This is a genomic window from Nitrosomonas sp. (assembly GCF_022842015.1).
In the GTDB taxonomy this organism is placed as follows: Bacteria; Pseudomonadota; Gammaproteobacteria; order Burkholderiales; family Nitrosomonadaceae; genus Nitrosomonas.
This window is the reverse complement of the sequence record NZ_JALHQJ010000013.1, coordinates 1-11,826: the sequence shown is the minus strand read 5'-3', so window position 1 is coordinate 11,826 and position 11,826 is coordinate 1. Positions and strand designations below refer to the sequence as shown.

Below are 11,826 nucleotides of genomic sequence, written 5' to 3'. Positions count from 1 at the left end.
ACTTACGTTTCAGATAAATGCTTGCCGAACATTTCCAGGGCTTTGCTGCCCTGGTGATCGTCATTTGAAATCCATTTTGCATAGGTTTGAGCGGTGATCAGTATGCTTGAATGACCCATTTGTGAAGATACCCATGCCAGCGGCTCTCCAGCAGACAGCATCATTGATGCATAGGTGTGCCTGGTTTGGTATGGATTTCTATATCTCACGCCTGCGCGTTTGAGTAGCGGTAGCCATAATGATTTTCTGATTACCTGGTCGCCTGACCACGGCTTTCCTGTATTCGGGTTGTTGAATATTTTCCCAGCTTTGAGCAGCGTGTACTGCTTTTGATCCAGTAATGCTTGTTCCACTGGTTGGAGCATGTCTATTTCACGTACTCCGCGCGCTGTTTTAGTTGTCTCATCAACCTTTGATGCTTCGGTGAACGCCTTATTTATCCTGATTTTCTTTCTGCTCCAGTCGATATCTGCCCACTCAAGAGCAACCAACTCGCTCGTTCTCATACCGGTCCAAAAAAAAACAGTGCATTGATTCCTGATCTGGCCGGTTGATGTGTCGAAAATTTTCTGCTGTTCTTCCTGCGTGAACGGGTCAATATGTTTTTTGGGTGTTGGCGGTTCGTTGCGTCTATATGTCCAGCCGTATAGTGGATTGGATGCAATCAGATCATCGTGGTGCGCGTCATGTAGCGCGGCTCTCAGCGGACTTAGTATGTTTGAAATTCTTTTGTTGGAACATTCTAACCTGGCTGCCCAGGTGCGGACATCATTTCGACTTAAAGCGTGCAACAATTTGTGGCCGAATTGTGGTGTTATCAGGTTCCTGATGGTCTTGCTGTAATCTCTGTGCGTACTCGCTTTGATAGTTGGCTTCTTATTTTCCAGCCATTCACTGAGATAGGTTCGTACTGTGTATTGTGTTGGTGCGAATTTATTGGAATTCTTAGACTCAGGAAAAGTGAATGCGTAATCAAATGTTCCGGAATCGATTGCGGACAGAATTGCTGCGCGATGATTGGACGCTTTTTTTAAGTTAGCGGGAGTGGGCTCAAGTTTGAGCCGCTCTTTGCATCGTTTGTTTTGATAGTAGAAATCGATCTCGATAGATGTGCTACTGGCTGCCCTGACGCCCGGATACTTGTTTCCACCCATGCTTCATACCCCGATAAATTAATCAATATCCTGCCATCTGGAGCTTTCACAAATTCTTTACCCTGCGACCAATCCCCGCGGCTAATTTTAGACCTGACAGCATCAGGAGTATAGCCTGATTCAGAGCAAAATTTATCTATCGTGATGTATTGGGTGACTGGCATGGCTTTTTGATAGGACTGTTTATTAAATAGGCATCACGAGACAGAATGCTAGGAAGCAATATAAAGTTATCTGGTTATTGCCCATCTTGATCTTCTTTATAAATATTTATGATTTTTTTGTCGTTGCGGCAATTCCTGTCACGGACGATCTGGTGAATCAACTTTCTGTTCGGTCTCATCCATTGCTTCATTAAATTTTTTAAGTTTTATCCCTAAATCTTTACTGTGTTTTGTGATGGTTGGGTATGTTTTTAGAAAAAATATTCCAGAAAATATAAGATATACAGTTGGTATTGCTACTAAGATAGCCAGTAATAATTCGATCATAATTGCACCTTTGCCGTTAGTTATTGCCAATGATTGGATTCGATTCTTGTTAAACTAAAGATTCTCAATTCATGGCCGTTAAATAAATTGCATAGTATCTCCGTGGCCGCCAAGACGTAGAAACCCTTGGTGGCCACATCTGTTTATTTCGCTATAACCTCAAATTCGATAACCCAGACGTGCTTCTATTTGAATGTCTTTTCCATTACTGAGCGATGTACTTAATCCACTCAATCAGTAGAATTGCAGAGATTCCAAACGCAATAATTTTTAATGTTTCAAGGATGAAATTCATTTACGCAGCTTCAGCCTTTCTATCCTGAACCACGCCGTTTTCAATCCAGAATGATGAGATCGTCGATGGTAATCCTGTCGGTTGCATCTTGAGAGTCCCGAATAAAATTACAGAATCAATTTCATTGTTTTCGGATAAATCAATCAACCAGTTAAGATACGTACTGCGGCTAGGCATATCAAGAAGATCCCACTCATCGATCATAAAAAACTTGATTCCTGAAACGTAACTGATAGCTTCCGCAATCATCGAATCAATCAGAAGCTTTGTGGCTTTTGAACTGAATGAATATAGCTTCCCGTTATCTTCCATGATCGTCATATCGTTTTCTATTCGCACTTTGCCAGGGAAATTCAGCGCTTGAATACTACACGCGATCCGGGCATTTACCGGGTCCAGTGCTGCAGAGAGCATTTCGCTCGGAATTCCCTCGGGCGATAGGGCGTTTGCAATCAAATCCCATGCTTTTGCTTCCTCGTGATATCGAGCGGCCTGTTTGGTTTTTTTGTCAGCTTCGTTGGCGGCGTTGATGTTTTGATTCAGAACATTCAATTCATCTTGCAACTGTTTGCGCGTTGCTTTCAGAGATTCAATTTTGGTTTTGATCTCAATTAGCGCATCTTCATTTGGCGCTTGACCGTTCTGCTTTTCAAGCACTGCCAATTGATCTCTCGCAGTGATTGCAGCCTGTAGATCACGCTCTCCGTTTGCAACAGCATTTCTTAACATCGTTAAGGTTTTTTCATATTCCGGAAGTTTTACCGCTGCTTCATCATCGCCATGCAAATCGCCGTTACGTTTGAGCAATTCTTTGCCATTAAATACTAACTCAGCATCGCACTCAGGGCATTTGCAAGCCGTGCTTCCAGGTGCTGATCCGGTGGCGAATAAACGAGCTTCATTCACTTTGCCGATCCAGACAATAACTTCCTGCTGGTCTTTCTTCAATTTTTCTTCGATTCTGCCGGTCTTTTCAGCGATATCGCGCAGTCTGATAACCTCAGAATTTCTTGCTTTCACTCCGTTGACTTCGGCTTGAATTGCACCCAGTTTTTGAACTTGATCTTCAATTTCGTCGTCAATATTAACTATTCGGTTTCTCCGAACAGTTGCCGCTTCATTATCAATTTCTGGTTTTTGAGCTTTCCAGCCCTCCGCTTTCTTGTCTCCATAAACCTCACCGGCAGTAGCTTTCCAGTTTGCGCGTGCTTCTTTGATCTTGTTCATTGCGTGCTTATTTGCATTGTCAAAACTTGATTTCAAAAAAGGCAATACTTCATCAACATCGCCCTCAGAGCACCCGCGCTGCAGCAGTTTTTCTCTTACTTCTGCGCCATCACTTCTGAGATTGCCAAGATTAAATAGAAATTGACGGCGTTCGTCGGTTGTGCTTGCAGCGAACAGTGAAGGGTTCAGCAAATAAGGCAGAGCAAACGGCAGTTGTTCTGTCAGTTCGTGCGTGCCGTTCGGTAGGGTGATGCATGCTCTTTGGTTGTCGTTATAATCTACGAACGTGTAACCAACATTATTGTCATCGGCGCGATTGATTAACAGGCCGTAATTCTTTTTCAACGGCTCACAAGGGTTCACGCCGGTGAATGCATGGCGTATGCCGTTGTATAGGCTTGATTTCCCCGCGCGATTGGCACCGCAAACCAAGGTTATTGGAGAGTTAATTTCAATATCAACTTCATTGATTGCTACGGTGCCGCGTGATGATATTTTGTCGATTCTCATTTTAGGCTGCGTCCTTGTCGTCGTTTTCGTCGTTTTGTTCTTCGTGCCAGTCTTTGAAGCCATTTACCCATTCAATAACAAGTTCTGCGGCAACTATCGGGCAATCTGCTTGTGTCTTACCTTCTTCGGCGGCCTTATATCCCTGCAGGTAAGCAGCATCCAATTCTTCCTGGGTAATAACACTTTCAGGCAATCCAAGTACCTCCCCAGTGTCAGGATTAACCTCTAACGCCCCATCCATACCGCCACCATCGTTTTGGTTATATTCATGGCCAAGGTCCATGGCGCGCTGATCATCCTCGCCGGCCACTTGATTTATTCCCTGGGTAAACTCCCCCGCATCTGCAACAACCACTAAAACAGACTTACTTTCGCTGGCCGCTTCATATAGCCCACCCAAGTTCTCCGAGTGCGATCCAAATTTGATAACAGCCTTCACGCCATCTTTGATCGTTATTTGATCGATACTTCCAGCAACTACCGTGCGGTCTCTTGATGCTATGGTGTAAACAGCCATGCGCACATTATCTTCAACACGGCTGCGCAGTCGGTCGATAACATCATCCTGCTTTTTTTTCGACATTTTTGGCCATACGTCAGGAAGCAACTTGATTTCCGTTACCAGCGCGCCAAGCAAGTCTTTGCCAACCGTATCTGCTGTCATTTGTCTGAAATCGCTTGATTTATTGGTCATGCTTATTCTCCATGTTGATTTTTAAGAGTTGATTTGAGGGTGTTGCTAGTAAACTTTTGTCGTTCTTTTCTTTATCTTTCCAGCTATAATCAGAGTGTTGTAAACGTGACTGTGATTGCAATCCAGCAGCTTGGCGATTGCCTTTTCAGAGAATCCATCATTAAATTTCCCTAAGATTTTCTCTTTCAATCCGGTTCTTCTGATCGATGGCAATCCAAGTTCCAATCTCACTTTAAGCGCATGGTTTGCGAATGATCTCAATCCGACTATCTTTCCTGGCCAACACTCAAGATCCAATCCAGCTTCTTTGGCTATCCGATACAAATCTTTGTAATCGCTTGACTCATAACCCACATCAAGCAAGTATTTTTTAATCCAGCGCCTAATTTCCCTCCACTTGATATCCGGCTCACGCATCGACAGTGTTCGCCTTTCAACAGGCTTTCTCTTTGCCTTTCCCTGTCCGCTTTGTTCTGGCTCTGCATGCTCTTTCGTAACCGGCGGAGAATAATGGCCAAGTGAGATCATCAACGATTTTTGATGGTTGGATAATTGCATTTCTTCACTCATCACTGGCTATCCTCTCAAGATGGCATTGCTGTGGTTCTGAAAGAAACATGCGTCGACCAAATTCAGCGTATTTGCTGCTTAAATCTGATACGAAATTTTCTTCCCAATCATTGGCCGCATTCATGCGAGCATCTTCGAGCAAACCATCAAACTCGTCATCTTCGTAAATGTCTTGTATTTGGCTCACGATCGACATCTCCCCATTACCTATTCCAAATTGAAATTGGCTCTTTTGGCCGATTGTCTAGGACGCTGATTTTCCTGATTAGCCTCGTCAATTAATTGCTGCTTGATGCGAGCCTGTTCTTCGGGTGTAGGCTCTTCGCTCTTTGCTTCTGGCTCAGGTTCCTTTTCTGGTTCAGGTTCTGATTCTTTGTCTAATATCTCGCCGGTTTCATTGTCTATATCAGCATTGATTTCTTTCTCTTGCGATTCTTTGCCTGATGTTTTTAGCGCATCAATATCTACCGAATAACCGCCATATCCGTCCGGTGACGCATCTATCACTCTTGAATCCTGCATTTCTTCCACGGATTGCAATCCCATAAGCAATTCTGGCGCGTACAGCTTTCCGAAGAAACTGGCTGTGCGGTATCTGAGCATAACTTCGTCCATCGTTTTCCATTTGCTGCCGTTTTTGCTGTACCAGCCTTCTTTCACAGCCATTTCAATGGATACCGGTGGGGATTCAATTCTTTCTCCAGTTTCTTTCTCTTTTGCCCAGGCAATACAAACCTTGTCTCTGATCTTTTCTGTCAGGATTTTTGTTTTCTTTTCCCTGCCTTCCCAATATGTAGCGGTATATTCAACGCTCTTTTCGCCCAAGTCTTTTATCTCGAAACGTAGCGGCGAAAATCTTCCGCAGCCATTGACGGCGGCGATAATCCATTGCGACGACCAGCTTGGTCTACCCTCTACAACATAGAGGTTTTGCATTACCATCAGAGGATCAGCACCCATCCGTTGAGACATATTCAGAGCTACAACGCAATTTGCTAGAGCATTAGGATTGGGGCCTTTTTTCTCGTCGTTTGCGCGGTAAGCAGCTGGTACTAATGTGCTTGTGATAAGCAACTTTGCCGCTCTTTGCATCAACTCGAATGATTGAAGTGATCCAAAACCCGGCGTTATCTCGGGTAACCGTGACTCGTTCGATTGAGGATTCTTTAATTCTCTTAATGTCGCTGTTTGATTCATTTTTAATCTCCCTTAAATGTGCATGATTTGTAACGTGGGCAGTATTTTTCCCCACATAACATTGATTTAGGATTTGGATAAAACCGTCCTGTTCTGAACATATCCGCAGCGAATTCAATTAATCCTGGGTTATCTTGATCACCAACCATGATTCTCTTTGCATTGCTTATGGTTCCTGTGGCTATCTCAGGCTTTCCTTTTGTTTTTAATCCGATAACCTCAGCGTCTGCGGTGATTTGTTCTCCCGTTGTGTGTTCGTACAAAAGTTCATACGTTCCAATTTGCGCGCCATGCCCTTTAGTTACAGCAATCCCTTTCTGGACCGAGCTTGCCCCGCTTTTTAAGTCAGAAATACCGATTCCATTGGATGATTTGTTGATTCTTGCCCGGTCCATGGTTCCGGTGAGCCTTATCACTATTCCGTTTCCGCAATCGATATCCATTGGCTTTGTTTCCATTTCCACGGCGATAAAGTCATGCTGCGGTGAGAACTCATTGCAGTATTTTGTAAGCAGAGAAATTCCAACGTTTTCCGCTTCCTGCATTGTTATGTCGTCCTTCATTGGATCAAACTCATTCTCAGGATCACGCAACTTGTCAACCAGGACACCTGCAGCATCGTTTGCTGTTACTGTATCGCCGCTTAATCTTGCTTGATCAAACACCGCTGATCCGGCATGGATTGCGGTGCCAAGCGCCGCACGCAACCCGACTGTGTTTTTCATGTTTAACAAATGGATGCCCTCCCATCTGTAGGCGCAATCAAACAAACCAGCCCACGAACTGGCCCTTATTTTTAATGATGTATGTGCTTCCATTTTTACCTCAAGAAAAAAGCTCTTCACGTTTCACGCGCTTGATTTTCGGCGGCGTGTATTTGAGTTCAGCAAAAGTAACGCTTGCATCCTCATCGTGATTAAAAGAACATCTAAGAACCAACAAGGCGCTGTCGATATAACACATTGTTCTGATATTTCTCTCAAACCTTCCGCTTAACTCCGGATCGTTGAAAATATCGTTCATGCAGAAAGGCTTACCATCTCTCTCAAAAACCCAATCTCGCAGGATATTTATTACTTCCTGCTGCTGCGAACAAGGATTTACTGGTTCTGAATTTATTTGTACCGCTTCGCTCAGATGTTCACGAACCGCTTGTTTCAGCTCGGAATCGCAAAACCAAATCGGGTTCGTTTCGGACATTCCAAACTTTTCTGCCATCGTCAGAAATATTTTGTTGATGAAACTTGTTGGACTATGTTGTTGAATTTGCGCGTTCATATCGTCACCCTTATTTTTACTTCTTCCGTGAATTTTTCGCCAAGCAATGCTTGCGTGTAGTTCCAGGCTTCCCAATAACAAACAAATGTTCGTTTAGGTGTGAAACTGCAATAGCCGGGGATTGTTATTCGATATCTCATCGGTTATTACCCATTCCGCAAAGATAAACGCTCTGTTCTTCTTCCATGCACTGCTTAATATCAGAGGTGCTTGTGTAAGCCACCGCCACAAAAATAAGTGCGCAAAGCAAAAAAGTTGAAATCCGTAAAACATGAGCTCCCTCCGGTTCTTCATAAAACTTCCAGTCTCTGCTTTTCATAATCCGACTCCATTGGTTTAGAGGTCTCAACTAACCTACGCTTACGATTTATGGTAGTTGATGTAAAACATATTAGGATACACCTAACCTATTGTCAATAGGTAATCCCTAAAATCTTATATTTATTTTTCTGGACTTGATAGGCAGTACAAAATAAGTTTGGAGCGACTAGAAAAACCGGAGTGTTACAGGCAATAAAAAACCCGCCTAAGCGGGTTTACTTGTAAGGAAGTGAAGTTTAATCTTGTTTCTTTCGTGCTGAATAACTGGTTAAATCTAACCCCATCAAGCAGCAATTATTTTTTCTTAACCTTTGTTATCTGGCGCTCTACATTGTTTATTATTTACAACGACAGCGGATATCTTCACACCAACTACTAATCGACAGGATCTTTTTTCCCTTCTCCCTCCCTTTTTCTTCTTGGAGCAGCTTTCTTATTAAGTATCCTTTTGGCTTCCTCTTTGCTTTCTCTCCCAGATCTTTTATAAAGTCTTATAAACTCTATAAAATCAAGGTCAATATCGCTCTTATCCAGTCCTAGGATTTCCAGCAATTCAACCTCCTCTTGAACTTGCTGAGGGTACGGAAATGAAGGGTTTTCACTCAACCCCCAATGTTCCGGTCCAACCACGTCCGAGAAATAAGCCCAAAGTTTGGGAAGCTTGTCTTTCGATATCGTTCCCTTGTTGATCCAGTCATGCAAGGAAGGTGGCCGCATTCCGAAGTAATCCGCGATTTCTTTTTTTGATGCGACAGCCCCCGAAGCGATTTTTAGATCAATCGCCTCCTTTATAGCAACCCCTAGTTCTTTACCTGTAAGCATAGCCTAATACTATATTAAAATCATGTTTCGGCAATTCCTATTGACAAAAGATTAGGAGTGCCCTAATAATATCGGTATGGACAATATAAAACAAAACCCACACCTATTAAAAGCATGCTCAATCGTTGGCGGAAAAAGTGCATTAGCCCGTTTACTCGGAGTTAAACCCCCCACCGTCAGCGAATGGCTGTCGGAAGGAAGACCCGTACCTCCTAAGCGTTGCGTGGAAATAGAGAAGCTAGTTAAAGCGCAGGTTATATGTGAGGACCTTAACAATGAAATCGACTGGTCATACTTGCGCGGCACTAAGCGTGTACTTCGTAACAATTCCAGGAAAACCGCATGATTTTTCATAATCTGATTATGAGGGGTATTTTTAATAAATACCACGGCCAAAGTAGGGGAAATCGACCATATGAGCATTAACAATCTTATTTTCCGGATTGCCAAGAAATATGGAATAACAGCTCTTAGCGAAGATCTTGGAATCAATACAAACACATTCAAGAATAAGGTCAATCCAAACATAGACACGCATCATGTCTATGCGCATGAACTTGATCTGATAGCAACCATCGCTGACACGGATGAAATTGCGCAGTATTTCGCTGAAGAACGCGGATTAATGTGCATCAAGAAACCCAATTACGAAGGCTTATCCGATAAGGAAATTCTGGACCTGTTTCTTGATGTTCAGGCCAAACAGGGTGACTGGGCTAGATCAGTCAGCAAGGCACTCGAGCACGGCTCTATCAACTGGGATGAGTTACGGTCAATCAAAAGTGATTACACAAAGTTTGTAGTAGCTGCAGCAGAAGCCATGAGCCGACTAGAGTGCTACATGGCCGTAACCGAAGAAAGAAAAACACTTCGGTCGATCAGAAAATGAGAACAACAATTCTACCTTTCTTCCTTGTAGGGTGCACACAGCAGCGGCCAGCGCGTAATCCCCCGCGTAGCCTGATGGTCGCATCAATACTTCTGGTGGGCAATTTTGATAATGGTGCTTATAACTCAATCCGTGAGCCTGGTAATTCAGGTTCGCGATTTTTTTGGGGTTAGTTAATGAGTGCATGCCCGGTTAAGGTAGCAATTAGATACTCAGTATACGAACGTGATAAATACACATGTCAATACTGTGGACTGAGTTATGGCAGGGATGGCGCTATTAACTTAACAGTTGATCATATTGTTTCAAAATCAACTTTCGGACCAAGCCAAGCAGACAATTTAAGGACTGCGTGCAAACAATGCAATTCTCGTAAAGGCACAAAGAGCATTGAAGAGTTCAGATACTTAATGCGTATGTACAGAGCCGGAATTGGTGGAGTTGTTTCTATGAGGCAATCCGAAGAATTAATAAAAAGAGGTATTAACCTTAAATTGCCTAACGATCATGGTTTTCATTTTGAGGTAGATATCTAGTGCACTACTACCAACATAACATCGGCGATTACAGAAGAGATACTGTTCATTTATCACTTTTGGAGCATGGTGTTTATCGTCAATTAATGGATATGTATTACTTATCAGAGTCACCAATACCCAAAGAAACCCAGCAGGTTTTTCGTAGGTTATCTGCAAGAACCCAAGACGAGCAAAATGCGGTTGAAATCATACTAAATGAGTTCTTTTCTCTCACAAATGATGGTTGGATACATAAAAGATGCGACCAAGAGATCATTGAATACCAAAGAAAAGCCAACACTTCCAGAAACAATGGAAAGAAAGGTGGGCGTCCAAAGTCAATACCAGAGCCAGAGAAAACCCAGCAGGTTATTTTAGGAAACCCAAGTAATAACCAAACCGAACCTGAACGCATTAACTCATTAACCAATAAACCTATTAAAAACATAAAAGAAAAAATAATAAAAAAAGAAATTGATCATGAGTTAAAAAAATTACTTCACGACGTGGATGATCAGGTCATAAAAGACTTTTCGATTCTTAGAAAACAAAAGAAAGCCCCTATTACAGACTCAGCGGTAGCCGGTCTTAGATCCGAAGCAAACAAAGCAGGTGTTTCCCTGGAAATCGCATTGATTGAATGCTGCAAAAACGGCTGGCAAGGATTCAAAGCAGAGTGGTATCACAAAGCACAAGCCCCACCTGCTTATCAAAACAGGCAGCAGCTGGCATCAGTAGCAGCCAGATCTTTTTTTGAAAACGAAAATAAACAAGAAAAATGTATCAACGGAGAAGTAATTGATCATGAACCCATTGCCAAGCAGCTGGATCGATGAAATTTTCAAAAGATTTCATGGGCGTTTTGGAAATCGTTTTTTTGCTGAGTATTCGCTTGGCCGTGTTGGTGCTGATGGTCAGGATCAGGGAATTACGAATGCCAAAAATGTTTGGGCTGATGAGCTTGCCGGTTTTACTCCGGAAGAAATTAAACGAGGATTATCTGCACAGTATGAATTTTTACCTGATTGCGACAAATTCAAGCTGGCATGTAGACCAACAATCGATCTGGAACAGGCGTTTTGTGAAGCTGTTGATCAAATGCACAGGCGTAAAGAGGGGAAAGATGAATGGTCAAGTCCTTTGATTTATTGGGCTGCTGTTGAGCTTGGGAATGATTTGAATAATTACCCTTATCAGTCAATAAAAGGTCGCTGGAAATCAGCATACGAGAAGGTTAAGGGGAAAATTTCTGAGGGTAAATTGCCAAATGAAGTTCCGAAAAAACTTACTTCGATATCTCCTCCTGGAAAGACAACCATATCCAGGGAAGAGGCGGCAAAGAGAATGGCAGAAGTTCGTGAAATATTGAATAAAAAAGTAATCAACGGAAGCCTGGAAGTGAATGAGGCTGACTGTTCAATAAAGACAAACGAATCAAAAAAAGCTTAACCATGCGAAATATAACCGTTCCAGGCTGGTTAAAAAGTTTACCCGGTGATTCTTCACTCAACAATCGGGATATAGCCAGCCTGTTCGGTTATTCAGTTAAAACCAGTACAAACCAATTGATCAAGGATGGTTTGTTACCAAAGCCAAGCTGGAATCAAAAAGGTTTGTCATGCAGCAAGAAGCATCAATGGTATGTGAAAGATGTAATTAAGTTTATTAACCAAAAAGGAGTTTCAAAATGAAATCATTATTTTCAGTTTTTTCTGTTTTAGTTTTGTTGTGCGCATCTTTATTTGTCTCGTTTACGGCTTCAGCTGCAGGTCCTTTTTATCAGTTCACTGTGGCTAAGAACGGTCATGTTTATGCGACGGTGGAGCCTAGTAGCGCCTCTTACGAAAACCATATGTACGC

Annotated in this window: 17 protein-coding genes; 6 read left to right on the top strand and 11 right to left on the bottom strand. The window is 42.7% G+C overall.

Annotation, left to right across the window (positions count from 1 at the left end; all coding sequences use genetic code 11):
- Positions 1-2 precede the first annotated feature (2 nt).
- The 11 genes from Q0C11_RS03755 to Q0C11_RS03705 form a co-directional block, all read right to left on the bottom strand.
- On the bottom strand, positions 3-1,154 hold the full coding sequence (locus tag Q0C11_RS03755) for a DUF3596 domain-containing protein (protein ID WP_293005871.1): 1,152 nt from the start codon (positions 1,152-1,154) through the stop codon (positions 3-5).
- Between the two features lie 302 nt (positions 1,155-1,456).
- Positions 1,457-1,645, bottom strand: a complete 189-nt coding sequence (locus Q0C11_RS03750) for a hypothetical protein (protein WP_293005870.1) — start codon at positions 1,643-1,645, stop codon at positions 1,457-1,459.
- 295 nt (positions 1,646-1,940) lie between these two features.
- On the bottom strand, positions 1,941-3,677 hold the full coding sequence (locus Q0C11_RS03745) for an AAA family ATPase (protein WP_293005868.1): 1,737 nt from the start codon (positions 3,675-3,677) through the stop codon (positions 1,941-1,943).
- 1 nt (position 3,678) lies between these two features.
- Complete coding sequence (locus Q0C11_RS03740) at positions 3,679-4,371, bottom strand: ribosome modulation factor (protein ID WP_293005867.1); 693 nt, start codon at positions 4,369-4,371, stop codon at positions 3,679-3,681.
- 45 nt (positions 4,372-4,416) lie between these two features.
- Positions 4,417-4,941 (bottom strand): hypothetical protein, encoded by a 525-nt coding sequence (locus Q0C11_RS03735; RefSeq protein ID WP_293005866.1) that lies wholly within the window; start codon positions 4,939-4,941, stop codon positions 4,417-4,419.
- Positions 4,934-5,128, bottom strand: coding sequence for a hypothetical protein (locus Q0C11_RS03730; protein WP_293005865.1), 195 nt, complete (start codon positions 5,126-5,128; stop codon positions 4,934-4,936). The genes Q0C11_RS03735 and Q0C11_RS03730 overlap by 8 nt, the downstream gene beginning before the upstream one ends.
- Positions 5,129-5,148: 20 nt before the next feature.
- Positions 5,149-6,138, bottom strand: a complete 990-nt coding sequence (locus Q0C11_RS03725; RefSeq protein WP_293005863.1) for a hypothetical protein — start codon at positions 6,136-6,138, stop codon at positions 5,149-5,151.
- A gap of 2 nt (positions 6,139-6,140) precedes the next feature.
- Positions 6,141-6,956: a PD-(D/E)XK nuclease family protein gene (locus tag Q0C11_RS03720; RefSeq protein WP_293005861.1), complete on the bottom strand. Its 816-nt coding sequence runs from the start codon at positions 6,954-6,956 to the stop codon at positions 6,141-6,143.
- A 7-nt stretch (positions 6,957-6,963) separates the two neighbouring features.
- On the bottom strand, positions 6,964-7,416 hold the full coding sequence (locus tag Q0C11_RS03715; RefSeq protein ID WP_293005859.1) for a hypothetical protein: 453 nt from the start codon (positions 7,414-7,416) through the stop codon (positions 6,964-6,966).
- Positions 7,417-7,552: 136 nt separating this feature from the next.
- On the bottom strand, positions 7,553-7,735 hold the full coding sequence (locus tag Q0C11_RS03710) for a hypothetical protein (RefSeq protein ID WP_293005857.1): 183 nt from the start codon (positions 7,733-7,735) through the stop codon (positions 7,553-7,555).
- Between the two features lie 377 nt (positions 7,736-8,112).
- Positions 8,113-8,559 (bottom strand): hypothetical protein, encoded by a 447-nt coding sequence (locus Q0C11_RS03705; RefSeq protein WP_293005855.1) that lies wholly within the window; start codon positions 8,557-8,559, stop codon positions 8,113-8,115.
- A gap of 76 nt (positions 8,560-8,635) precedes the next feature.
- Here Q0C11_RS03705 and Q0C11_RS03700 point away from each other — a divergent pair, with 76 nt between their 5' ends.
- The 6 genes from Q0C11_RS03700 to Q0C11_RS03680 all read left to right on the top strand — a co-directional run bounded on the left by Q0C11_RS03700 (position 8,636) and on the right by Q0C11_RS03680 (position 11,657).
- A complete protein-coding gene (locus tag Q0C11_RS03700) occupies positions 8,636-8,905 on the top strand; it encodes a helix-turn-helix domain-containing protein (RefSeq protein ID WP_293005853.1) in 270 nt (89 codons plus the stop codon).
- 69 nt (positions 8,906-8,974) lie between these two features.
- A complete protein-coding gene (locus Q0C11_RS03695; protein ID WP_293005851.1) occupies positions 8,975-9,448 on the top strand; it encodes a phage regulatory CII family protein in 474 nt (157 codons plus the stop codon).
- A gap of 176 nt (positions 9,449-9,624) precedes the next feature.
- The gene (locus tag Q0C11_RS14670) at positions 9,625-9,984 is read left to right on the top strand and encodes an HNH endonuclease (protein ID WP_367273728.1); all 360 of its coding nucleotides are present in this window, start codon (positions 9,625-9,627) and stop codon (positions 9,982-9,984) included.
- Entirely contained in the window at positions 9,984-10,802 is an 819-nt protein-coding gene (locus tag Q0C11_RS03690; RefSeq protein WP_293005849.1) for a YdaU family protein, read from the top strand. The genes Q0C11_RS14670 and Q0C11_RS03690 overlap by 1 nt, the downstream gene beginning before the upstream one ends.
- A complete protein-coding gene (locus tag Q0C11_RS03685) occupies positions 10,771-11,415 on the top strand; it encodes a hypothetical protein (RefSeq protein ID WP_293005847.1) in 645 nt (214 codons plus the stop codon). Before Q0C11_RS03690 ends, Q0C11_RS03685 begins: the two co-directional genes overlap by 32 nt.
- 2 nt (positions 11,416-11,417) lie before the next feature.
- Entirely contained in the window at positions 11,418-11,657 is a 240-nt protein-coding gene (locus tag Q0C11_RS03680) for a hypothetical protein (protein WP_293005845.1), read from the top strand.
- The last annotated feature ends 169 nt before the right edge of the window (positions 11,658-11,826 follow it).

Excerpts from the sequence above, each read along its gene's own strand:
- Q0C11_RS03755 (WP_293005871.1), bottom strand. The coding sequence starts at position 1,154 with ATGGGTGGAAACAAGTATCCGGGCGTCAGGGCAGCCAGTAGCACATCT.
- Q0C11_RS03750 (WP_293005870.1), bottom strand. The coding sequence starts at position 1,645 with ATGATCGAATTATTACTGGCTATCTTAGTAGCAATACCAACTGTATAT.
- Q0C11_RS03745 (WP_293005868.1), bottom strand. The coding sequence starts at position 3,677 with ATGAGAATCGACAAAATATCATCACGCGGCACCGTAGCAATCAATGAA.
- Q0C11_RS03740 (WP_293005867.1), bottom strand. The coding sequence starts at position 4,371 with ATGACCAATAAATCAAGCGATTTCAGACAAATGACAGCAGATACGGTT.
- Q0C11_RS03735 (WP_293005866.1), bottom strand. The coding sequence starts at position 4,941 with ATGAGTGAAGAAATGCAATTATCCAACCATCAAAAATCGTTGATGATC.
- Q0C11_RS03725 (WP_293005863.1), bottom strand. The coding sequence starts at position 6,138 with ATGAATCAAACAGCGACATTAAGAGAATTAAAGAATCCTCAATCGAAC.
- Q0C11_RS03720 (WP_293005861.1), bottom strand. The coding sequence starts at position 6,956 with ATGGAAGCACATACATCATTAAAAATAAGGGCCAGTTCGTGGGCTGGT.
- Q0C11_RS03715 (WP_293005859.1), bottom strand. The coding sequence starts at position 7,416 with ATGAACGCGCAAATTCAACAACATAGTCCAACAAGTTTCATCAACAAA.
- Q0C11_RS03710 (WP_293005857.1), bottom strand. The coding sequence starts at position 7,735 with ATGAAAAGCAGAGACTGGAAGTTTTATGAAGAACCGGAGGGAGCTCAT.
- Q0C11_RS03705 (WP_293005855.1), bottom strand. The coding sequence starts at position 8,559 with ATGCTTACAGGTAAAGAACTAGGGGTTGCTATAAAGGAGGCGATTGAT.
- Q0C11_RS03700 (WP_293005853.1), top strand. The coding sequence starts at position 8,636 with ATGGACAATATAAAACAAAACCCACACCTATTAAAAGCATGCTCAATC.
- Q0C11_RS03695 (WP_293005851.1), top strand. The coding sequence starts at position 8,975 with ATGAGCATTAACAATCTTATTTTCCGGATTGCCAAGAAATATGGAATA.
- Q0C11_RS14670 (WP_367273728.1), top strand. The coding sequence starts at position 9,625 with ATGAGTGCATGCCCGGTTAAGGTAGCAATTAGATACTCAGTATACGAA.
- Q0C11_RS03685 (WP_293005847.1), top strand. The coding sequence starts at position 10,771 with ATGAACCCATTGCCAAGCAGCTGGATCGATGAAATTTTCAAAAGATTT.
- Q0C11_RS03680 (WP_293005845.1), top strand. The coding sequence starts at position 11,418 with ATGCGAAATATAACCGTTCCAGGCTGGTTAAAAAGTTTACCCGGTGAT.